Source organism: Geodermatophilus sp. SYSU D00697 (genome assembly GCF_054050175.1).
This window is the reverse complement of record NZ_JBJGYV010000037.1, coordinates 1-22,233: the sequence shown is the minus strand read 5'-3', so window position 1 is coordinate 22,233 and position 22,233 is coordinate 1. Positions and strand designations below refer to the sequence as shown.

The window sequence follows — 22,233 nt, the reverse complement described above, 5'->3', positions numbered from 1 at the left end:
CGGTCGATCGTAGGCAGGGCCCGCGGCACCCCTCGGACGGCGGCCCGGGTCAGCCGCCGACGAGCGCGCCGGCGGGCAGGGACGGGTCGGCCCAGCTCGGCCACGGGCGCGTCTCCTCGGCCCCCGCGTGGACGGCCAGCTCGGCGATGGCGGTCGCCACGTCCGGCCGCCGGGCGGGGTCGGGGTCGGTGAGCCGGTCGACGACCGCGGCCACGCCTGCGGCGCCCTCGGCGCCGGGGTCCAGGATCCTGCGCAGGGTCGCCCCCACCCCGTAGACGTCCAGCGCCGGCGTCACCGGGAGGCCGGTCGGGTCGCCCACCTCGGGTGCGGTGTAGCCGTCGGTCCCGACCCGCTCGCCGGGGTGGAGCCGGGAGCCCAGTCGGCGGGAGGAGCCGAGGTCGACCAGCCGCGGGCGGCGGTCGACGAGCAGCACGTTGAACGGGTCGACGTCCAGGTGGACGAGGCCGCGGGCGTGCAGGGCGCGCAGCGCCCCCAGGACGAGGACGCCGAGGCCGGCGGTGTCCTCCGCGGGGAAGGGACCGCCCTCGGCGAGGCAGTCGCCCAGGTCGGGCCCGTCCAGGTACTCGACGGCGATGAACGGTTGCCCCGCGTCCCGGCCGTCGTGCAGCAGGCGAGGGACGGCGGGGTGCAGCAGGCGGGTCAGCGCCCGGACCTCCCGGTGCAGCGCGGTGGCGTGCTGCGGCTGCCACCCGGGGCGCACGGTCTTCACCACGGCCGGCGCCCAGAGGTCGACCGACCAGCACAGCCACGTCTCCCGGCGGGCGCCGACCGCCAGCCGGGTCCAGGCGAGGTGTCCCGGGACCAGGGGGTCCCCCGGCGCCGGGTCCCACACCGGCCGGCCGTCGCGCCGGGCGGCGGCCATCGGCACCGCGTTCGGGTCCATCGTCGCTCCCTCGTCGGCGACCGGGAGCCGTCCCACCGGAGCCGGTCCGGTGGGACGGCCCTCCCCACGGCTCAGTCGCAGTCATCCCAGTCGTGGCGGTCGTAGTCGTCGTCGTGGTGGTCCCAGTGGTCGTGCTTGTCGTGGGTCCACGTGTCGGTGTCGTCGTGGTCGTGGTGCCGGCGGACGGTCACCTCGCCGACGACGCGGCGGAAGGTCGTCATGGTCGTTCACCTCCTCTCGACGGTCTCGTGGGCTGCGGCGGGGACCAGCACCTGACCCCCGTCGTCCTGCGCGGCGGGCGGCCGCGGGCGCGGGGCACCGTTCCCCGAGCGGTGCCGGGCGGGCCGGGGCTCGCCGGCGGCGGCGCTCCCCGGCGAGCGGGGGGCGTCCGCGGTCCGGGGGACGGGGCGGGGCCGCAGGGGGCGCACGTGCACCGTCCGGTCGGCGATGGCTGCCAGGACCGGGTCGTGGGTGACGAGCAGGACCGTGCGGTCGCGCGTGGCGTCGCGGATCGCGCCGACCACCTGCCGCGCCGCCTCGGCGTCCAGCGACGTCGTGGGCTCGTCGAGGAGGACGACCGGCGCGGTCGAGACCACCGCGCGGGCCAGCGCCACGCGGCGGCGCTGGCCGCCGGAGAGCAGGACCCCGCTCTCACCGAGGGGGGTGTCGTAGCGCTCCGGCAGGGTGGAGGCGAACTCGTCGACCCAGGCGGCCCGGCCGGCGGCGAGCACCTCGGCGCGCGTGGCGGCCGGGTTCCCGAAGGCGATGTTCTCCGCGAGGGTGGCGTCGAGCAGCCACGGGTCCTGCGGCACGAACGCCAGCTGCCGCCGCAGGTCCACGGTCGAGAGCTCCCGGACGTCGACGCCGTCGAGGAGCACCCGCCCCGCGTCGGGGTCGTAGAGCCGCAGCAGCAGGGCGAGGACCGTGCTCTTGCCCGCCCCGCTGGGACCGAACAGGCAGACCGTCTCGCCGGCACGGACGGTGAGGTCCAGGTCGCGCAGCACCGGGCGGTGGGGGGTGTAGGAGAAGGTGACCGACTCGAGGCGGATGCCCTCGCGGACCGCCGGGACCGGCGCCGGCGACGCCGGTTCGGGCACCACCTCCGGGCAGGCCAGCACCTCCTGGATGCGCTGGGCGCTGGCGTTGGCCTTGGCCTGCACACCGACCAGGCGCACGAGGCTGCGCACCGGGGACTGCAGCTTGGCGAGGTAGGAGAGCACGACCAGCAGTTGTCCCGTGGTCAGCGCGCCCGCGCGGACCTGGAGGCCCCCGGCGACGAGCACGATGCCGGCCCCCAGCGCGAGCAGGACGCCGGGCACGGGCCCCCAGCGCGCCTCGACCACCGCCGCGCGGGTGGACGCGGCGACGGCCTGGTCGTTGGGGCCGCCGAACAGCTGCCCGGCCCGGTCCAGGCGACCGAACGCCTGCACGGCCCGCACGTTGCGCAGCAGGTCCGTGGCCACCGCCGAGAGCCGCCCCGAGGCCTCGCGGGCCTCGCGCGTCGCCGCCCGGACCCGGCGCCGCTGGCTCAGGGTCAGCCAGACCAGCACGGGCAGGACGACGAGGCCCAGCCAGGCCAGCGACGGGTCGACGGTGAACAGCAGCACCAGCGAGCCGGCCAGCAGCAGGACGTTGGGCAGCAGGGTGGTGAAGGTCGCGACCACCGCGTCGGTCACCCGGCCGACGTCTGAGGTCAGCCGGGAGACGACCTCGCCGGTGCGCATGCGGTCGTGCCAGCGCAGGGAGAGGGTCAGCGCCCGTCCGAAGAGGGCCGCGCGCAGCGCCCCGCCCATCCGCGTGGACGCTCGCATGGCGCTCGACCAGGTGGTGATGTCGAGGACGGCGTTGGCGGCCGACAGGCCGACCGTCGCGGCCCCGGCGGCCACCAGGAGTCCCACCGGGCCGAGGCCGGACAGCACCGCGACCGCCCCGGTGAGCGGGCGCCCGCCCAGCCCGTGGTCGACGGCGAGCGCGAGTGGCCACGGCGCCAGCAGCGACGTGGCGACCTGACCGGCGGCCGACCCCGTCGCCAGCGTCAGGCGACCCACCTGTGGCCGGACGAAGGGTGCCGCGACCCGCAGGGCCCCGGGAGGCCGCGGAGCAGCGTGCGCCGGCATGCGGACCAGCCTGAGCCGGTTCGAGGTGGAGTATCCATCCGTCCCTGGGCGTACACCGTTGGTCCCCGGCGCGCGGTATACCGGTCACCGCACCGCGGACACCCATTCCGAGCCGGATGCGTCTTATCCTCAGCAACGTGATCCCGATCACGTTCCGCCAGGTGGAGTGGCGGGCGGCGCCCCGGCCGGGCTCCGTGGGGGTGGTCTCCCGGATGGTGGCCGCCGGGTCGCCGTCGTGATCCGCGTCCTGGTCGTCGACGACCACGCGGTCGTCCGCCAGGGACTGATGAGCCTCCTCGAGGAGGGCCCGGACATGGAGTGCGTCGGGACGGCGGGTGACGCCGACGGCGCGCTCGACCTGACCGATCGGCTCCGGCCCGACGTCGTCATGCTGGACCTGTCCATGCCGGGGCAGGACGGCATCAGCGTGATCCGCTCCCTCCGGGGGCGTGGCGACCGCGCGCGCATCCTGGTCCTCACCTCGTTCGGCGAGGGCTCACGGGTCCTCGAGGCGCTCGACGCCGGTGCCGACGGCTACCTGCTCAAGCACGCCTCGGCCGAGGCGATCCTCGACGGCGTCCGCGCCGTGGCCGCCGGGGGCGGGCCGATCGACCCGCAGGTCGCCCCGTCGGTGATCGCCGCGCTGCGCGACCGCGGCCAGACCGAGCTGCTCACCGACCGGGAGCGCGAGGTCCTCGAGCTGCTCCGCCAGGGACACCCCAACAAGGTCATCGCCCGCCGGCTGCGCATCGCCGAGGGCACCGTGAAGACCCACGTGACCCACATCCTGCAGCGGGTGGGCGCCGCCGACCGGACCCAGGCGGCCCTGTGGGCCGAGCGCCACCTCCGTCCCACGCGCCACGAGGAGGGGAGCTCCTGATGTCCCGGAGCGCCCCGCGCGGCCGTCGGGCCCCCGGCCCTGCGCAGCTCCCTCCCGACAGCCGACACCGGACGGTGGTGGTCCGGCGCGCGGCGGCGGTCCCCCCGACGCACCGCCGCTGGTCGGGGATCGCGCGGGTGACGGCCGGCACGCTCACGATCGCCGGGGCCTTCCTGCTGGTCGTCCTGGTCGGCACGTGGACCGGCTTGTCGCTGGTCGACGGGCCGCGGGTCCCCGGCCGCCCCCCGGTCCCCCTGGCCCTGCCGGCGCCGCAGGACCACCCGCCGCCCGCCGAGGCGCTCGGCACCGACGGACACCTGCCACCACCGCCACGCGTCCTGCCCGTCGACCCCACCGGACCGTCCGGGCAGGCCATGCTGCCGGCCGCGGCCACCCGGCAGCGTGCCGTCGCCGTGGCTCCTCCCGACCGCGGGAACCGCACGATCGCGCTCGTCCCGCAGGTCCCGGCGGCGTCGGCTCCCGTGACGGGACCGCCGCCGCTGGCGGCGCTCGGCCCGGTCGACCGTCCTGCGGCCACCGCACCCACGCCGGCACCTCGACCCGCCGATCCCACCGCACCCGCCCCGGTCCTGCCGGCACCCGGCGCCCCGCAGCCCGCCGTCGCCCCGGAGCCCGCACCGGTCCCCCCGGCCGACACCGAGCCCCCGACCGACACCGCATCTCCGGCCGACACCGCATCTCCGGCCGACACCGCATCTCCGGCCGACACCGACCCGCCGGCCGCCGCCCGGCGCACCCCGACGACGACCGACCCCGGCGCGCCCGGTACCGACCGGGAGAGCGACCGCGATCGGCACGGCCAGCGCGACGGGGAGGGCGACGGCGACGGCAAGCACGACCGCGACGGCAAGCACGACCGCGACGGGCACGGCGACGGCAACGGCGACGGCGACGGCGACGGCGACGGGAAGGGCGGCGACGCGAAGGGCCACCACGACCGGGAGCGGGACCGTGACCGTGACCGTGACCGGCACCACGGCGGCCACGGGCAGCACGACGGGGGCCGGCACGCCGACGGGGACCAGGAACCGTCCCGCCCGGCCCAACCCGCACAGGGCCCGGCATGTGGCGGCGACGAGCCGTGCGAGCCCGCCCCGCGGCCGACGCGCCCGGCTGCTCCCACCGCCGCTCCGGCCGTGGGGACGCCCGCCGATGCCGCTCCCGCTGATGCCGCTCCCGCCGGGGACGCATCCACCGAGGTGCCCACTCCGGAGTGACCGCCGCCGGGCCCCGGCTCAGACCAGGTCGAGCGGGTCCAGCTGCACGCGCACGTGCTCCGGGGCCTTCTTCGCACTGCGCACGCCCTGCACCTCGGCCAGCGCGTGCGCCAGCGCCACCCCCTCCGCGCGGGGCACCCGCACCAGGTAGCGCTCTCGCTCGCCGTCCTGACCGGGACGCGGCGGCTCGGGCACCGGTCCCAGCAGGTCGGCGTCGGCCGGGAGGCGCGCGGCCTCGAGGAACTCCGCCAGCGCGTGCGCCGTCCCCGACAGGGCGGCCATGCGGGTCACCGGCGGGAAGCCCAGCGCCCGCCGGTCGGCCAGCTCGCGGTCGGCCAGCCAGGCCGGGTCCCACCGGACGAGCGCCTGGACGACCGGGTGCGCGGCGTCGGCTGCGACGACGACCTGGCCGCCGGCCGACGCGGGACGCACCAGGGCCGCCGCGTTCATCCAGCGGCGGAGGGTCTCCTCCCCCGCGCGCAGGTCGGCGCGGCCGAGCAGGGCCCACGAGTCCAGCAGCAGGGCCGCCCCGTAGCCGCCCTCGGCGACCGGTTCGGCGCCCGGTGTGGCGACGACCAGCGCCGGCCCCCTGGGCACCGACGCCAGCACGCCCGAGCCCCGCCCGGAGACCCGCACCGTCGCGCCGGGGAACGCGCGGCCCAGCTCCTCGGCGGTGCGGGTGGCGCCCACGACCGACGCGCGCAGCTTGGTGCCGTGGCAGTGCGGACAGTCGAAGGTCGCCGCCGGGCGGGCGCACCAGCGGCAGGCCGGCACCCGGGAGCCGCCCGGTCCGGGGGTGGGGGCGATCCCCAGCGGCCCCGAGCAGACCGCGCAGCGGGCCGGGGCGCGGCAGCGGTCGCAGGCCAGCCCGGGCGCGTACCCCGCGCGCGGCACCTGCACCAGCACCGGGGCGCCGTCCGCGAGGGCCTGCCGGGCGATCCGGTGGGCCAGGCTGGGTAGCCGGGCGGTGCGGGCGGCCGGGTCGCGGGCCAGCTCGGCGTCGGCCCCGAGCGCCTGCACGCGCGGCATGGCGGCGCGCAGGGTGGCCCGGTCGGCGACCAGCTCGTGCGCCCAGCGGCTCTCCACGAGCAGCTGCGCCTCCGCGGTGCGGGCGGTGGCCGCGACGACCGCGGCGCAGGAGGCCAGGTGCGCGCGGTGCACGAGGACGTCGCGCGCGTGGGCGTAGGGCGCCCGCGGCTCGGCGTGCAGGTCGTCGCCGTCGTCCCAGATCGCCACCAGGCCCAGGTCGGCGACCGGCGCGAAGGCCGCAGCCCGTGCCCCGAGGACGACCCGGGCGCTCCCGCGGACCGCGTCGAGGAAGCGCCGGTAGCGGGCGTCGGGCGCGGCGTCGGCACGGAGCACGACGACGGACCCGGGGGGCAGCCGCCGCTCCGCGGCGGCCGCCAGCCGGTCGAGGTCGCGGCCGTCCGGCGCGACGACCAGCGCGCCGCGGCCGCCCGAGAGCGCGGCCTGGCACAGCTCGACCAGCCGGGCCGGCCAGTCCTCGCCGGGCAGCGCCGTCCAGACCCCCCGGGCCGGCCGGCCCTCGGCGACGGCCGTCAGCAGGGCTGCACCGGCCGGGTACCGCGCGAAACCGGTCGGGTCGGGGGCGGCCGGGGGCGGCGGCGGCTCGGCGGCGGGCCGCTTCTCCGCGGCGGCGCGGCGCGGCGGGACGGCCAGCCGGAGCACGTCGGTGACCGTCCCGCCCCAACGCTGCGCGACCGAGCGGGCCAGGGCGAGCACCTCGGGGGTGAGCACCGGCTCCGGCGAGACCAGCTTGGCCAGCGGCGCCAGCTTCCCGCCGTGCTCGCTGGTGTCCCCCAGCTCGACGACGAACCCGTCGACCAGCTGGCCGGCGAAGCGGACCCGCACCCGGCAGCCGGCCCGGACCTCGCCCGCCATCTCCTCCGGGACCGCGTAGTCGAAGGGACGGTCCAGGTGCGCGAGCGGCACGTCGACGACGACCCGGGCCACCAGCGGGGTGCGGGCGCCCGGGTCGTCGGGGGTGGGCCGGGTCAGCGGGATCTCCGTTCGGCGCGGGGAGGGGCCACCCGAGTGTCGGGGCCGGTACCGACAGCGGAGTGCGCCCGGGATGCGCTCCGCCAGGGAACGCGCCACGGGCGCACGTCATCGACTCGGCCGCCCCCGCGGGTCCACGGGGGCGGCGGCCCTGCCCTCCTCACCCCGAGCTCGCGAGGGGTGAGGAGGGCAGGGCCCTTCGTCAGACCCCGGCGGCCGAGCGGAGGGCGTCGACGCGGTCGAGTCGCTCCCAGGGCAGCTCGACGTCGGTGCGGCCGAAGTGCCCGTAGGCGGCGGTCGGCGCGTAGATCGGCCGCAGCAGGTCCAGGTCGCGCACGATCGCACCCGGGCGCAGGTCGAACACCGCAGCGATCGCCTTCTCCAGCACGTCGTCGGCGACCGCGCCGGTGCCGAAGGTCTCGACGAACAGGCCGACCGGGTGGGCGGCGCCGATGGCGTAGGCCACCTGGACCTCGCAGCGGCGGGCCAGCCCCGCGGCGACGACGTTCTTGGCGACCCAGCGCATCGCGTAGGCGCCGGACCGGTCGACCTTCGACGGGTCCTTGCCGGAGAAGGCGCCGCCGCCGTGGCGGGCCATGCCGCCGTAGGTGTCGACGATGATCTTGCGGCCGGTCAGCCCGGCGTCGCCCATGGGACCACCGATGACGAACTTGCCCGTGGGGTTCACCAGCAGGCGGTAGCCGTCGGTGGGCAGGCCGAGGGCGGCCAGCTCCGGCTCGACCACCAGCTCCTGGACGTCGGGGGTGAGCAGCTGCTCGATCGAGATGTCCTCGGCGTGCTGTGAGGAGACGACGACCGTGTCGACGCCGACCGGCCGGTCGTCCTCGTAGACGACGGTGACCTGGGTCTTGCCGTCAGGCCGCAGGTAGGGCACCGACCCGTCCTTGCGGACCGCGGACAGCCGCCGGGACAGCCGGTGGGCCAGCGCGATCGGCAGCGGCATCAGCTCGGGGGTCTCGTCGGTGGCGTAACCGAACATCAGCCCCTGGTCACCGGCGCCCTGGCGCTCGATCTCGTCCTCGGCCGTGCCGGAGGTGCGCGCCTCGTAGGCGGTGTCGACGCCCTGCGCGATGTCCGGCGACTGGGAGCCGATCGAGACGCTCACCCCGCAGGAGGCACCGTCGAAGCCCTTGCGGGAGGAGTCGTAACCGATCCGGAGGATCGTCCGGCGGACGATGTCGGCGATGTCGACGTAGCCGGCAGTGGTGACCTCACCGGCGATGTGCACCTGGCCGGTGGTGATGAGCGTCTCGACCGCGACCCGGCTGCGCGGGTCCTGCTCGAGCATCGCGTCGAGGATCGAGTCGCTGATCTGGTCGGCGATCTTGTCCGGGTGGCCCTCGGTCACCGACTCGGACGTGAAGAGACGGCGTGGCACTCGGGGCTCCTGTCGTTGGCAACGGATGGGCCCTGCCGCGGAGCAGGGGCGTGGGGTGAACGGTACCGGCGGGCGACGGCGGCCGGGCGGCGCACCGTCGGGAGGCTCAGGGCAGCCGCGCGGCGACCACGGCCCAGATGCCCGCCGCGACGGCGTCCTTGCCGCCCTGCGGGACGTCGGTCGCGGTCCCGTCCGCGGCCAGCACGACCGCGGCGTTGTCCGGGCGGCCGAAGACCTGCCCGCCGGACACGTCGTTGACCACGAGCAGGTCGCAACCCTTGCGGGCGAGCTTGGCCCGGGCGTGGGTGAGGACGTCGCCCTCGTCGTCCCCGGTCTCGGCGGCGAAGCCGACGACGAGCTGGCCGGACCGCCGCTTGGTGACCAGCTCGGCGAGCACGTCGGGGTTGCGCACCAGCGGCACCGCACCGGGCTCGGCGGCGCTGTCCTTCTTCAGCTTGGTGGCGGCGACCGTCGCCGGGCGGAAGTCGGCCACCGCGGCGCTCATCACGACGACGTCGGCGTCCGGCGACTCCGCGAGCATCGCGGTCCGCAGCTCCTCCGCCGTCCCGACCGGCACGACGCGGACGCCGAACGGGGCGGGGAGGTCGACGTTGGCCGCGACGAGCACCACCTCCGCGCCGCGGGCGGCGGCGACCCGCGCCAGCGCCCAGCCCTGCCGGCCGGAGGAGCGGTTGCCGAGGTAGCGGACCGGGTCCAGCGGCTCACGGGTGCCGCCGGCGCTGACCACGACCCGCCGTCCGGTGAGGTCGGGGGCCAGGGCCGCGGCGCCCTCGGTGAGCACCACGCCGGCCAGGGCGGCGATGTCGGCCGGCTCGGGCAACCGCCCCGGGCCGGAGTCCGGGCCGGTCAGCCGGCCGACGGCCGGCGGGAGCACGATCGCCCCGCGGCGGCGCAGGGTGGCGACGTTGTCCTGGGTGGCCGGGTGCAGCCACATCTCGGTGTGCATGGCCGGGGCGAAGACCACCGGGCAGTGCGCGGTGAGCAGCGTGGCGGCGAGCAGGTCGTCGGCCCGGCCGGCGGCCGCGCGCGCGAGCAGGTCCGCGGTGGCCGGCGCGACGACGACCAGGTCGGCGGTCTGCCCGATGCGCACGTGGGCCACCTCGTCGACGTCGGACCAGACGCTGGTCGTCACCGGGTTGCCCGACAGCGCCTCGAAGGTCGCCGCGCCGACGAAGTGCAGCGCCGACGGGGTCGGGACGACCCGGACGTCGTGCCCCGCCTCGGTGAAGGCCCGCAGCAGGAGTGCTGCCTTGTAGGCGGCCACGCCCCCGCTGACGCCCAGCACGATCCTCGCCATGCGCCCATCCTCCTCACGCGACGAGACACCCGGCACCTGCCGGGTGTCTCGTCACCAGTTCGGGGCCCCGCGACGGGGTGGACCGGGGTCCTCGTTCAGTTCTCGCCGGCGGTGTGGGTGAGCAGGCCCTCGTTGATCTCGCGCAGCGCGATCGAGAGCGGCTTCTCCTGCGGGGCGGTGTCGACCAGCGGGCCGACGTATTCCAGCAGGCCCTCGGAGAGCTGGCTGTAGTAGGCGTTGATCTGCCGCGCGCGCTTGGCGGCGAAGATCACCAGGCCGTACTTGCTGCTGGTGCGCTCGAGCAGCTCGTCGATCGGCGGGTTGGTGATGCCCTCGGGGGCGGGTGCGACTCCGGACACGGGCGGGCGTGCTCCTCAGATCGTTCGGCGGGAGTGACGGGCGGCGCGATCGGCGGGCCCGCTACTCGTGGGCGTCGCTGCTCGGGACGGTGCCGGGCGACGGCGCAGTCAGCAATCGTACCAACTCGTCTGCGGCCCGGGCGACGTCGTCGTTGACCACGACCACGTCGAACTCCCCCGCGGCGTCCAGCTCGGCCTGCGCGATCGCCAGCCGCCGCTCCTGCACCGCCGGCGGCTCGGACCCACGGCCGGCCAGCCGGCTCACCAGCTCGGCCCACGACGGCGGGGCCAGGAACACCAGCTGCGCACCGGCGTCCCGGGCGCGGACCTGGCGCGCCCCCTGCAGCTCGATCTCCAGCAGCGCGGGCGCCCCGGTGGCGAGTCGCTCGCGCACCGGGGCGACCGGCGTGCCGTAGCGGTTGCCGGCGTACTCGGCCCACTCCAGGAGCCCGTCCTCGGCGATCAGCCGGTCGAACTCCGCATCGGAGAGGAAGTGGTAGTGCACCCCGTCGACCTCACCGGGGCGAGGCCGGCGGGTGGTGGCCGACACCGACACCCAGACGTCGGGGTGCCGGCGTCGGACCTCGGCCACGACCGTGCCCTTGCCCACCCCCGACGGGCCGGAGAGCACGGTCAGCCGCGCCGGGGTGCGGTCCTCGGCAGCACTCGCCACTCGTCGTCGTCCTCGACCTCCGGGTGCCTCGTCGTGCGGGTCAGCCCTCGACGGAGACCTGCTCGGCAGCGACCTTCTCGCCACCGAACTCCGCTTCGAGGGCCTTGCGCTGGTTGGCACCCAGGCCACGCACCCGGCGGGTCGGGGAGATCTCGAGCCGCTCCATGATCTTGGCAGCCCGCGCCTTGCCCACTCCCGGCAGGGACTCCAGGACCGCGGAGACGCGCATCTTGCCGATGACCTCGTCGGTCTCCCCCTGACGGAGGACGTCGCCGACGGTGGCGCCCTTGCTCTTGAGCCGCTCCCGCAGCTCGGCACGGGTCTTGCGGGCCGCGGCCGCCTTCTCCAGTGCGGCGGCGCGCTGTTCGGGGGTCAGGTCAGGAAGGGGCATGGTGCGACCCAATCGTGTCGTCGCCGGCTCGCGTCTCGACCGGCGGGCTCGGTGCGGTGTCGGGGACCAGGCTCGCTGCTGAGCCTGTCGGCCAACCTAGTTCCCGGTATATGTGCAGGTCACGCCCTCTCGACGCACCCGATTCCAGCAATCGGTGACCTGTCGTTCACCCTCTGTTGCACATCGTCGTGACCGTCCGTGATCAGCGCAGGTGGACCGGGGTCTCGCGGCCGGACGATCCGCACGGGATTGCGGACGATCCCGTCCAACACACCGGCGGCGACACGCCGACGGGCTCCGGAAACCGCAGGTCCGCGCGGGGGGACACGGCCGTTGCGCAAGTCAACGGGTCAGCTCGGGTGCGGCCTGGCCGAGCGGCGGCCCGACCTCCGGCCGAGCACCCAGCCGGCGACGGCTGCGAGGACGAGCAGCCCAGGACGACCAGTCAGCCAGGGAGCGACCCGCCTCACCGGGCGAGCTCGGCGGCCCAGCGGTCGGCCGCGGCCCGCAGTGCCGCTGGGTCGGGGCCGGCGGCGAGCACGTCCCGGGACACGGTGGGGACGACGGCGCTGCCCTCGCCGAACAGCCGGCGCAGGTCGGCCACCGACCCGCCCTGGGCACCCAGCCCCGGGGCGAGCACCGGCCCGCCCAGGCCGGTCAGGTCGACGTCGCACGCGGGCAGCGTCGCACCCACGACGACGCCGAAGGAGCCGGTGGCCGGCCCGAACCGGCTGCCGAGGTCGCGGACCGCGGCGACGTCGGGCAGCGGGTCGCCGACGACCCAGCCCGGGGTGTTCCAGCCGCGGACGGTGTCGACGACGACCTGCGCGACCGACCGCTCCCCCACGAGCGCGTGCTGCAGCGTCCCGGCGTCCGGGTTGGAGGTGCGGGCGAGCACGAACAGCCCACCCCCGTGCTGCCGGGCGGTGTCGACGGCCGGCTGCAGCGACCCCGGGCCGAGGTAGGGGCTCACCGTCATCGCGTCGACGTACAGGGGGTGCCCCGGCCGGAGGTGGTCGGCGTAGGCGTCCATCGTCGAGCCGATGTCGCCCCGCTTGGCGTCCAGCAGCACCAGCGCCCCCGCGGCCCGGGCACGGGGGACGGCGTCCTCCAGCACGGCCAGGCCGCGGGAGCCGTGCCGCTCGTAGAAGGCCACCTGCGGCTTGAGGACGGCGACCGTGCCGGCCAGGGCGTCGACGACCGCGTCGGTGAACCGGGCCAGGCCCTCGGGGCTGTCGGGCAGCCCCCAGCGCTCCAGCAGCGGCACGTGCGGGTCGATGCCCACGCACAGCGGGCCGCGGGCGGCGACGGCGTCGGCGAGCCGCTGACCGAACGGCGCCCTCACGAGGGCACCTCGACCGCGCGCGGCAGCGTCTCCCCCAGCGCGGCGATGCAGTCGCGGGCCAGGTACGGGTCGGCGAAGGCGCCGGACGCCGACTGGACCGCGTCGGCGCCCGCCGTGAACAGCGCCTCGAACGAGGCCGGGTCGGTCACCCCGCCCATCGCCAGGACGTCGAAGCGCCGGCCGCCGGCCTCGCGGAGGGCGACCAGCCGCCGGGTGAAGTCCAGCGCCGAGTCGCGCACGGCCACCCCGGACAGCCCGGCCAGCTCACGGCCGGGGAAGGTCGCCGCCCCGTCGCTGCGGCGGACCCGGCTCTGCAGCGTGTTGATGCCGGCGACCCCGTCGACCAGCGGCGCGATCCGGGGCACGAGCGCGGCCAGGCGTGCCTCGTCCAGCCAGGACAGCTTCGCCACCAGCCCGGTCCGGTCGTCCAGCGCCCGCCGCACGGCCTCGACGACGGCCACCGTGGCGTCGGCGTCCAGGCACAGCGGCGGCTTCACCCCGGTCGCGGAACGGTCCAGCGTGTTCGGGCAGGACAGGTTGAGCTCGACGACGGACGCGCCCGCCTCCTGCGCCATCGCCGCCGTCCGGGCGAAGTCGCCGGCCAGGGCCGGGAGCCCGGCGCCGTCGAGGTCCTCGCCCATGACGCTCACGAGCAGGAGCTGGTCCCCGTCGAGCACGGCCAGCGACCGCTCCAGGTCGGCCATCCACTCGTCGGGGGCCAGGGAGGGCACGCCGAAGGAGTTGACCGTGCTGACGTCCGGGGAGCCCGGCTCGACCCAGTCCCACGGGTCCGCGGTCACCTCGGCGGCCGCGCCCGGCGGGAGGCTCGCGGTCTCCCGAGCGGCGAAGACCCAGTTGGGCTGGGCGTTGGGCTCGGCGGCGCGGCTGCGGACGGTCTTGTAGGTCAGGACGCTGTAGCCGTTGCGGGCGTGGTGGCGCACCCACTCCTCGCCGCCGTTGAGCACGCACGCCGGCACCCCGATCGGGAAACCGACCGCGCGACCGAGCACCCGCCACCGCCGCCCGGCGGCGACCGGCCGCTCCGGCAGGCGCGGACCCAGCGGCGTGGTCAGGTTCTCCCGGTAGGAGCCCAGGACGTCGTAGGCCGGCGTCCGGAAGCCGTGCGTGGCCAGCACCCCGCCGAGCCGGGCGGAGAACAGCACCCGGCCCAGCAGCGGCAGGTCGTCGTCCCCCGCCTCCCCGGACGCCAGCCGGGCCGCCAGCCCGCGCGCCGCCGAGGCCAGCGCGTCCAGTTCCGGCTGCGGCGGCCGCGCGAACCGGGTGACCCCGGCCAGGAACGCGTCGGGCAGCCCGTCGACCAGCCCGCGCGCCACGAGGTCGTCGCGCACCCGCCGGACGGCCCCGACCGGAGGTGCCGCGGTCACGACCGGGCGGCCGGGGCGGCGGCGGTCAGCGCCGCGTGGACCTCCTGCAGGCTGCGGACGCCGACGTCCCCCTGGCGCAGCGCCTCGATGCCCTGCACGGCGGCCGCCAGCCCCTGCACCGTGGTGATCGACGGGATCCCGGCGGAGACGGCGGCGGTGCGGATCTCGTAACCGTCCAGCCGCGGCCCGCTGTTGCCCGGCGACCCGAAGGGCGTGTTGACCACGATGTCGACGTCCCCGGCCAGGATCCGCTCGACCACGTTGCCCGGGCCTTCGCTGAACTTGCCGACCACCTCGCAGGCCACGCCGTTGCGGCGGAGCACCTGCGCGGTCCCGGAGGTCGCCAGCACCCGGAAGCCGAGGTCGGCCAGCCGCTTGACCGGGAAGATCGCCGAGCGCTTGTCCCGGTTGGCCAGCGAGACGAAGACGGTGCCCTCGACCGGCAGCGAGCCGTACGCGGCGGCCTGCGACTTGGCGAACGCCGTCCCGAAGCCGGTGTCGAGGCCGATGACCTCGCCGGTGGACTTCATCTCCGGCCCGAGCACGGTGTCGACGTTCTGCCCCTCGACGGTGCGGAACCTGTGGAAGGGCAGCACCGCCTCCTTGACCGCGATCGGCGCGTCCGCCGGCAGGTCCGCGCCGTCGCCGGTCGCGGGCAGGACGCCGGCCGCGCGCAGCTCGGCCAGGGTCTCCCCCACCGCGATGCGGGCGGCGGCCTTGGCCAGCTGGACGGCGGTGGCCTTGGAGACGAACGGCACCGTGCGGCTGGCCCGCGGGTTGGCCTCGAGGACGTAGAGGATGTCGTCCTTGACCGCGTACTGGACGTTGAGCAGGCCGCGGACGCCGATCCGGGCCGCGAGCTGCTCGGTGGCCCGGCGGATGCGCACCAGGTCGGTGGCCCCCAGGGTGATCGGCGGCAGCGCGCAGGCGGAGTCACCGGAGTGGATGCCGGCCTCCTCGATGTGCTCCATGACGCCGCCGAGGTAGAGCTCGGAGCCGTCGTAGAGCGCGTCGACGTCCACCTCCACGGCGTCCTCGAGGAACCGGTCGACCAGCACCGGGTGCTCGGGGCTGACGTCGGTGGCCTTGGCGATGTAGGCCTCCAGCGTGGCGTCGTCGTAGACGATCTCCATGCCGCGCCCGCCCAGCACGTAGGAGGGCCGGACCAGCACCGGGTAGCCGATGCCGGCGGCGATCCCCCGCGCCTCGGCGAACGTCGTCGCCGTGCCGTGCTTGGGGGCGAGCAGCCCGGTGTCGGCCAGCACGCGGGAGAACGCCCCGCGGTCCTCGGCGGCGTCGATCGACTCCGGCGAGGTGCCCAGCACCGGGACACCGGCGTCCTTGAGCCGCTGGGCCAGCCCCAGCGGGGTCTGCCCGCCCAGGGTGCAGATGACCCCGGCGACCGGGCCGGCGGCGCGCTCGGCCTCGACCACCTCGAGGACGTCCTCGAAGGTCAGCGGCTCGAAGTACAGCCGGTCGGCCGTGTCGTAGTCGGTGGAGACGGTCTCCGGGTTGCAGTTGACCATCACCGCCTCGTAGCCGGCGTCCTGCAGCGCCTGGACGGCGTGCACGCAGGAGTAGTCGAACTCGATGCCCTGGCCGATCCGGTTGGGCCCGGAGCCCAGGATCAGCACGGCCGGCTTCTCCCGCGGCTCGACCTCGGTCTCCTCGTCGTAGGACGAGTAGTGGTAGGGCGTCCGGGCGGCGAACTCGGCGGCACAGGTGTCGACGGTCTTGAACACCGGCCGGATGCCCAGCCGCCAGCGGAGGCTGCGGACACCGTCCTCACCGGCCAGCTCCGGGCGCAGCGCCGCGACCTGCCGGTCGGACAGGCCGTGCCGCTTGGCCCGGCGGAGCAGCTCGGGGGTGAGCGCCGGCGCGTCGCGGACCTCGGTGCCGACCTCGCGCACCAGCGCGATCTGGTCGACGAACCACGGGTCGAAGCCGCTGGCCTCGGCGACCTGCTCGACGCTCGCCCCCGCCGCGAGCGCCTGCTCGGCGAGGTGCAGCCGCCCGTCGACGGGCGTGCGCAGCCGCTCGAGCAGCTCGGCAGGGTCTGCGTTCGCATCGTGGGGGCCGGTCCAGAAGCCGGCGACCTTGGTCTCCGTCGAGCGCATCGCCTTGCCCAGCGCCTCGGGGAAGTTGCGGCCCATTGCCATGACCTCGCCGACGCTCTTCATCGTCGTGGTCAGCCGCGGGTCGGCGCCGGGGAACTTCTCGAAGGCGAAGCGCGGGATCTTCACGACGACGTAGTCCAGCGCCGGCTCGAAGGAGGCCGGGGTGACGCCGGTGATGTCGTTGGTGATCTCGTCGAGGGTGTAGCCGATGGCCAGCTTCGCGGCGATCTTGGCGATCGGGAAGCCGGTCGCCTTGGACGCCAGCGCGCTGGACCGGGAGACCCGGGGGTTCATCTCGATGACCACCAGGCGTCCGGTCCCCGGGTGCACGGCGAACTGGATGTTGCAGCCGCCGGTGTCGACGCCGACCTCGCGCAGCACCGCGATGCCGACGTCGCGCATCCGCTGGTACTCGCGGTCGGTGAGGGTCATCGCGGGGGCGACGGTCACCGAGTCCCCGGTGTGCACGCCCATCGCGTCGATGTTCTCGATCGAGCAGATGACGACCACGTTGTCGCTGCGGTCGCGCATCAGCTCCAGCTCGAACTCCTTCCAGCCGAGCACCGACTCCTCGATGAGGACGGTGTGCACCGGGGAGTCGGCAAGCCCGTGACCGGCCATGCGGCGCAGCATCGGCTCGTCGGTGGCGATGCCCGAGCCGAGCCCGCCCATGGTGAACGAGGGCCGGATGACGACCGGGTAGCCCACCTCGGCGGCGGTCGCCAGCGCCTCCTCGACCGTCGAGCAGACCGTCGACCGCGGGGCGTCGGCGCCGATCGAGCGGACGATGTCCTTGAACGCCTGCCGGTCCTCGCCGCGGTTGATCGCGTCGACGTCGGCACCGATGAGGCGGACGCCGTACTCGTCGAGCACGCCGTTCTCGTACAGCCCGATGGCGATGTTGAGCGCCGTCTGCCCGCCGAGGGTGGCCAGCAGGGCGTCGGGGCGCTCCTTGGCGATGACCTTCTCGACGAACTCGGGGGTGAGCGGCTCGACGTAGGTGGCGTCGGCGACGTCCGGGTCGGTCATGATCGTCGCCGGGTTGCTGTTGACCAGGCTGACCCGCAGGCCCTCGGCCTTGAGCACCCGGCAGGCCTGGGTGCCGGAGTAGTCGAACTCCGCGGCCTGCCCGATGAGGATCGGCCCGGAGCCGATCACCATCACGTGGTGGATGTCGTCCCGCTTGGGCATCAGTGGGCCTCCCCCGTGCTGTGCGTGACCTGCGGCGGCCCACCGGCCCGCGCCTCCCCGGTCCGGGCGCTGTCCATGAGGTCGACGAAGCGGCCGAACAGCGGCGCGGCGTCGTGGGGGCCGGCGGCGGCCTCGGGGTGGAACTGGACGCTGAACGCCGGGACGTCCAGGCAGCGCAGCCCCTCGACGACGTCGTCGTTGAGCCCCACGTGGCTGACCTCGACCCGGCCGTACGGGGTGTCGGTCGGCCGGTCGAGCGGCGCCTCGACGGCGAAGCCGTGGTTGTGGCTGGTCACCCGGACCGTGCCGCTGACCCGGTCGAGCACCGGCTGGTTGAGGCCGCGGTGGCCGAAGCGCAGCTTGTAGGTGCCCAGGCCCAGCGCCCGGCCCAGGATCTGGTTGCCGAAGCAGATCCCGAACAGCGGCCGGCGCGCGTCGAGCACCCCGCGCACGGCCTCGACCGCGTAGTCCGCGGCGGCCGGGTCGCCCGGCCCGTTGGAGAGGAAGACGCCGTCGGGGCCGGCGGCGAGCAGGTCCTCGGCGGTGGCGGTGGCCGGCAGCACGTGGGTCTCCACGCCGAGCTCGGCCAGGTGCCGCGGGGTGGCGGTCTTGATGCCCAGGTCCAGGGCGGCGATGGTGAACCGCTTCTCCCCCACGGCCGGGACGACGTAGGGGTCGTTGGCGGTCACCGCGGGCGCCAGGTCCGCGCCGGTCATGCTCTCCGAGGCCCGCACCCGGGTCAGCAGCTCCTCGGCCGGGAGGCCCTCGCTGCTGATCCCGGCGCGCATCGCGCCGCGCTCGCGCAGGTGGCGGGTCAGCGCTCGCGTGTCGATCCCGCTGATGCCGACGACGCCCTGGGCGACCAGCTCGTCGTCCAGGCTGCCGGTGGCCCGCCAGTTGGCCGGGCGACGTGCGGGGTCGCGGACGACGAAGCCGGCCACCCACATGCGGCGGCTCTCGTCGTCCTCGTCGTTGACCCCGGTGTTGCCGATGTGCGGGGCGGTCATGACCACGATCTGGCGGGCGTAGCTCGGGTCGGTCAGCGTCTCCTGGTAGCCGGTCATCCCGGTGGCGAACACCGCCTCGCCCAGCGTCGTCCCGACCGCGCCGTAGGCCTCGCCCCGGAACGTCCTGCCGTCCTCGAGGACGAGCATTGCCTCACTCACTTCTGTGCCTTCCCGTCCAGAACGGTCGGCGTCCCCCGCAGGAACGTCGCGACCACCCGGCCGGGGAGCTCCCGGCCGGCATAGGGGCTGTTGCGGCTGCGGCTGGCCAGCGCGGCCGGGTCGACGGGAGCCCGGGCGGCGGGGTCGAGCAGCAGCAGGTTGGCCGGCTCGCCGGGGGCGAGGGGGCGGCCGTGCCCGTCCAGGCGCCCGATCGCGGCCGGGCGGGCGGACATCCGGTCGGCGACGCCGCGCCAGTCGAGCAGGCCGGTGCCGATCATCGTGTCGATCACCACCGACAGCGCCTGCTCCAGCCCGAGCATCCCGGGCCGGGCCTGCGCCCACTCGCACTCCTTGTCCTCCACGGCGTGCGGGGCGTGGTCGGTGGCGACGGCGTCGATCGTGCCGTCGGCCAGCCCGGCCCGCAGCGCCTGCACGTCGGCGTCGGTCCGGAGCGGCGGGTTGACCTTGAACACCGGGTCGTAGCCCTCCGCGCAGGCGTCGGTGAGCAGCAGGTGGTGCGGGGTGACCTCGGCGGTGACCTGCACGCCGCGCGACTTGGCCCAGCGGAGGATCTCCACCGAGCCGGCCGTCGAGACGTGGCAGACGTGCAGCCGCGCCCCGACGTGCTCGGCGAGCAGCACGTCGCGGGCGATGATCGCCTCCTCCGCGGCCGCCGGCCAGCCGGTGAGGCCGAGGCGGGACGACCGGTCCCCCTCGTGCATCTGCGCGCCGACGGTCAGCCGCGGCTCCTCGGCGTGCTGGGCGACGACACCGTCCAGCGCCTTGACGTACTCCAGCGCCCGGCGCATGAGCGCGGGGTCGGCCACGCAGTGCCCGTCGTCGGAGAACACCCGGACCCGCGCGGCGGAGTCGGCCATGGCGCCGAGCTCGGCCAGCCGCTCGCCGGCCAGCCCGACGGTCACCGCCCCCACCGGGACGACGTCGACCAGCCCGGCCTCCTGGCCGAGCCGCCACACCTGCTCCACGACGCCGGCGGTGTCGGCGACCGGGTCGGTGTTGGCCATGGCGTGCACCGCGGTGTAGCCGCCCAGCGCCGCGGCCCGGCTGCCGGTCTCGACGGTCTCGGCGTCCTCCCGGCCGGGCTCGCGCAGGTGGGTGTGCAGGTCCACCAGACCGGGCAGCGCGACCAGCCCGGCGCCGTGGACCACCTCGGCACCGGCCGCGGACAGGCTCGGGCCGACCGCGGCGATCCGGCCGTCCTCGAGGAGGATGTCGGCGGCGTCCTCCCCGTAGGGGCGGGCACCCGTGATCAGCAGCGTCATGAGGGGGCGCCTCCCAGCAGCAGGTAGAGCACGGCCATGCGCACGGAGACCCCGTTGCCGACCTGCTCGACGATCGTGGAGCGGACGGAGTCGGCCACCTCGGCGGCGATCTCCATCCCGCGGTTCATCGGGCCCGGGTGCATGACGATCGCCTCGTCGCCGAGGGCCGCCATGCGGCGGGCGTCGAGGCCGTAGCGGCGGCTGTACTCCCGGGCGCTGGGGAAGAACGAGGCGTTCATCCGCTCGGCCTGGACCCGCAGCATCATCACCACGTCGGCCTTGGGCAGGACCGCGTCGAGGTCGTAGGAGACCTCCGCCGGCCAGCTCCCCACGCCCACCGGCAGCAGGGTCGGCGGGGCGACGAGGGTGACCTCGGCGCCGAGGGTGTGCAGCAGCCGCACGTTGGAGCGGGCCACCCGGCTGTGCAGGACGTCGCCGACGATGGCCACCCGCACGCCGTCGAGCCGGCCGAGCCGGTGCCGGATCGTGTAGGCGTCGAGCAGGGCCTGGGTGGGGTGCTCGTGGGTGCCGTCCCCGGCGTTGACCACGCTGCCCCGGACCCAGTGCGCCAGCCGGTGCGGCGCGCCGGAGGCGCTGTGCCGGACGACGACCGCGTCGGAGCCCATCGCCTCCAGCGTCAGCGCGGTGTCCTTGAGGCTCTCACCCTTGGAGACGCTGCTGCCCTTGGCCGAGAAGTTGATCACGTCGGCCGAGAGCCGCTTGGCGGCCAGCTCGAAGGAGATGCGCGTCCGGGTGGAGTCCTCGTAGAAGAGGTTGACCACCGTGCGCCCGCGCAGCGTCGGCAGCTTCTTGACCTCGCGCCCGGTCAGCGCCTGCTCGATCTGGGCGGCGGTGTCCAGGACCAGGGTCGCGTCGGCCCGGTCGAGGTCGGCGGCCTCCAGCAGGTGCCGCTTCACGCTCTGCTCCCCTGGTCGCCTCCGCGGTCGCTCCGCTCCTCGCTCGCAGAGCTCGCTGCGATGCTCACTCCCTGTCGCCCTCCCGGCTCCTCCGTGATCAGCACCTCGTCGGCGCCGTCCACCTCGGTGAGGTGGACGCGCACCTGCTGGGTGCGGGAGGTGGGCACGTTCTTGCCCACGTAGTCGGCGCGGATCGGCAGCTCCCGGTGGCCGCGGTCGACCAGGACGGCGAGCCGCACCGCCCGCGGCCGGCCCAGGTCGCGCAGCGCGTCGAGCGCGGCCCGCACCGAGCGGCCGGAGTAGAGGACGTCGTCGACGAGGACGACCAGCCGGTCGTCGATGCCGGCCTCGGGCAGCGTCGTCGGCTCCAGCGCACGGACGCCGCGCCGCCGCAGGTCGTCGCGGTAGAGGGTGATGTCGACGGTGCCGACGTCGACCGCCGTCCCGGTGAACGCCTCGATGCGGGCGGCCAGCCGGCGGGCCAGCGGGGCGCCGCGGGTGGGGATGCCGATGAGGACGACATCGGAGAGGCCGCCGTCCGCCGCGTCGGGGCTGGCGGAGGCGGCGCGTTCGATGACCTGGTGGGCGATCCGGTCGAGGACGCGGGCCACGTCGGCGGCGGAGAGCAGTGCCGTGGCGGGCGCTCCGGCGGACGCCGGTGCCGCGCCCGGGGCAGGCTCGGGTGAACTGGCCATGAGGCCTCCTTCCCCGCCTCACGGGACGGGTCGTTAAAGGAGTGGTCGGACCGGGGCCGACGGTACTGCACGACCGGATGTGACCCGCATCGCGGCCGGGTGGGCCACGATGTGGGGCCGATCCACCCGGAGGAGTGTTCTGGTGTCGCCGATCCCGCTCGACCAGTACGCTCCGTGACGACAACTCCCCCACGACGACGCACAGTGAGCAGGAAGCGATGAGCACCGACTACTCACGGGCCCTCGGTGCCCGGCTCCGCGCCATCCGCAACCAGCAGGGGCTCTCGCTCCAGGGAGTCGAGGACAAGTCGCACGGCCGCTGGAAGGCCGTCGTCGTCGGCTCCTACGAGCGCGGCGACCGCGCGGTGACCGTGCAGCGCCTCTCCGAGCTGGCCGTCTTCTACGGCGTGCCGGTCTCCGAGCTGTTGCCCGACCCGCGGCCGAGCTCGGCGGTCACCTCGACGACGAAGATCGTCCTCAACCTCGAGTCGCTGGGCTCGCTGCCCGCCGACGAGGCCGGTCCGCTGGCTCGGTACGCCTCCACCATCCAGGCCCAGCGGCACGACTACAACGGCAAGGTCCTGTCCATCCGCGCAGAGGACCTCAAGTCGCTGGCGATCATCTACGACATGAGCCCCGACGAGCTGACCAGCCGGCTCATCGAGTGGGGGGTCCTCTCCCCCGGCATGGAGAGCGTCGTCGGCTTCGGCGGCGACGAGGACGAGGACGAGGTCAACCCCAACTGGGAGCGCCGCCGCACCCCGCGCTGAGCGCGGACCCGTCCCCGGGACGGACCAGGACGCGCGCGAGGCCCCCGACCGACGGGTCGGGGGCCT

Annotated in this window: 19 protein-coding genes; 3 read left to right on the top strand and 16 right to left on the bottom strand. The window is 75.6% G+C overall.

Annotated elements, in window-relative coordinates:
* Positions 1-49: 49 nt before the first annotated feature.
* The 3 genes from ACI79C_RS22295 to ACI79C_RS22285 all read right to left on the bottom strand — a co-directional run bounded on the left by ACI79C_RS22295 (position 50) and on the right by ACI79C_RS22285 (position 2,952).
* Positions 50-904, bottom strand: a complete 855-nt coding sequence (locus tag ACI79C_RS22295) for a protein kinase domain-containing protein (protein WP_456947876.1) — start codon at positions 902-904, stop codon at positions 50-52.
* A 71-nt stretch (positions 905-975) separates the two neighbouring features.
* Complete coding sequence (locus tag ACI79C_RS22290) at positions 976-1,125, bottom strand: hypothetical protein (RefSeq protein ID WP_456947875.1); 150 nt, start codon at positions 1,123-1,125, stop codon at positions 976-978.
* A gap of 6 nt (positions 1,126-1,131) precedes the next feature.
* Positions 1,132-2,952, bottom strand: a complete 1,821-nt coding sequence (locus ACI79C_RS22285; RefSeq protein WP_456947874.1) for an ABC transporter ATP-binding protein — start codon at positions 2,950-2,952, stop codon at positions 1,132-1,134.
* A gap of 304 nt (positions 2,953-3,256) precedes the next feature.
* Between ACI79C_RS22285 and ACI79C_RS22280 the strand changes: the two genes are divergently transcribed.
* Both ACI79C_RS22280 and ACI79C_RS22275 read left to right on the top strand, forming a co-directional pair.
* Entirely contained in the window at positions 3,257-3,901 is a 645-nt protein-coding gene (locus tag ACI79C_RS22280; RefSeq protein ID WP_456947873.1) for a response regulator, read from the top strand.
* Positions 3,902-4,038: 137 nt separating this feature from the next.
* Positions 4,039-5,139, top strand: a complete 1,101-nt coding sequence (locus tag ACI79C_RS22275) for a hypothetical protein (protein WP_456947872.1) — start codon at positions 4,039-4,041, stop codon at positions 5,137-5,139.
* 18 nt (positions 5,140-5,157) lie between these two features.
* Here ACI79C_RS22275 and ACI79C_RS22270 read toward each other — a convergent pair whose 3' ends face one another.
* The 13 genes from ACI79C_RS22270 to pyrR form a co-directional block, all read right to left on the bottom strand.
* Complete coding sequence (locus tag ACI79C_RS22270; protein WP_456947871.1) at positions 5,158-7,257, bottom strand: primosomal protein N'; 2,100 nt, start codon at positions 7,255-7,257, stop codon at positions 5,158-5,160.
* A 103-nt stretch (positions 7,258-7,360) separates the two neighbouring features.
* On the bottom strand, positions 7,361-8,557 hold the full coding sequence (metK, locus tag ACI79C_RS22265; RefSeq protein WP_456947870.1) for a methionine adenosyltransferase: 1,197 nt from the start codon (positions 8,555-8,557) through the stop codon (positions 7,361-7,363).
* Positions 8,558-8,663: 106 nt separating this feature from the next.
* Positions 8,664-9,875, bottom strand: a complete 1,212-nt coding sequence (gene coaBC / locus ACI79C_RS22260) for a bifunctional phosphopantothenoylcysteine decarboxylase/phosphopantothenate--cysteine ligase CoaBC (RefSeq protein ID WP_456947869.1) — start codon at positions 9,873-9,875, stop codon at positions 8,664-8,666.
* Between the two features lie 95 nt (positions 9,876-9,970).
* A complete protein-coding gene (gene rpoZ, locus ACI79C_RS22255) occupies positions 9,971-10,234 on the bottom strand; it encodes a DNA-directed RNA polymerase subunit omega (RefSeq protein ID WP_012949163.1) in 264 nt (87 codons plus the stop codon).
* A gap of 61 nt (positions 10,235-10,295) precedes the next feature.
* Positions 10,296-10,907 (bottom strand): guanylate kinase, encoded by a 612-nt coding sequence (gmk, locus tag ACI79C_RS22250; protein WP_456947868.1) that lies wholly within the window; start codon positions 10,905-10,907, stop codon positions 10,296-10,298.
* 40 nt (positions 10,908-10,947) lie between these two features.
* Positions 10,948-11,298 carry an integration host factor, actinobacterial type gene (gene mihF / locus ACI79C_RS22245; protein WP_456947867.1) on the bottom strand — a complete coding sequence of 117 codons (351 nt, stop codon included), beginning with the start codon at positions 11,296-11,298 and terminating at the stop codon, positions 10,948-10,950.
* A 466-nt stretch (positions 11,299-11,764) separates the two neighbouring features.
* Positions 11,765-12,643 (bottom strand): orotidine-5'-phosphate decarboxylase, encoded by an 879-nt coding sequence (gene pyrF, locus ACI79C_RS22240; protein WP_456947866.1) that lies wholly within the window; start codon positions 12,641-12,643, stop codon positions 11,765-11,767.
* A complete protein-coding gene (locus tag ACI79C_RS22235) occupies positions 12,640-14,028 on the bottom strand; it encodes a dihydroorotate oxidase (protein ID WP_456947865.1) in 1,389 nt (462 codons plus the stop codon). Before ACI79C_RS22235 ends, pyrF begins: the two co-directional genes overlap by 4 nt.
* A complete protein-coding gene (gene carB, locus ACI79C_RS22230) occupies positions 14,025-17,336 on the bottom strand; it encodes a carbamoyl-phosphate synthase large subunit (protein ID WP_456947864.1) in 3,312 nt (1,103 codons plus the stop codon). The genes ACI79C_RS22235 and carB overlap by 4 nt, the downstream gene beginning before the upstream one ends.
* Positions 17,336-18,490, bottom strand: coding sequence for a glutamine-hydrolyzing carbamoyl-phosphate synthase small subunit (gene carA, locus ACI79C_RS22225; protein ID WP_456947863.1), 1,155 nt, complete (start codon positions 18,488-18,490; stop codon positions 17,336-17,338). The genes carB and carA overlap by 1 nt, the downstream gene beginning before the upstream one ends.
* A gap of 8 nt (positions 18,491-18,498) precedes the next feature.
* The gene (locus tag ACI79C_RS22220; protein WP_456947862.1) at positions 18,499-19,785 is read right to left on the bottom strand and encodes a dihydroorotase; all 1,287 of its coding nucleotides are present in this window, start codon (positions 19,783-19,785) and stop codon (positions 18,499-18,501) included.
* Entirely contained in the window at positions 19,782-20,702 is a 921-nt protein-coding gene (locus tag ACI79C_RS22215; protein ID WP_456947861.1) for an aspartate carbamoyltransferase catalytic subunit, read from the bottom strand. Before ACI79C_RS22215 ends, ACI79C_RS22220 begins: the two co-directional genes overlap by 4 nt.
* On the bottom strand, positions 20,699-21,397 hold the full coding sequence (gene pyrR / locus ACI79C_RS22210) for a bifunctional pyr operon transcriptional regulator/uracil phosphoribosyltransferase PyrR (RefSeq protein WP_456947860.1): 699 nt from the start codon (positions 21,395-21,397) through the stop codon (positions 20,699-20,701). Before pyrR ends, ACI79C_RS22215 begins: the two co-directional genes overlap by 4 nt.
* Before the next feature lie 218 nt (positions 21,398-21,615).
* Here pyrR and bldD point away from each other — a divergent pair, with 218 nt between their 5' ends.
* The gene (bldD, locus tag ACI79C_RS22205) at positions 21,616-22,167 is read left to right on the top strand and encodes a transcriptional regulator BldD (RefSeq protein ID WP_091217936.1); all 552 of its coding nucleotides are present in this window, start codon (positions 21,616-21,618) and stop codon (positions 22,165-22,167) included.
* Positions 22,168-22,233 lie beyond the last annotated feature (66 nt).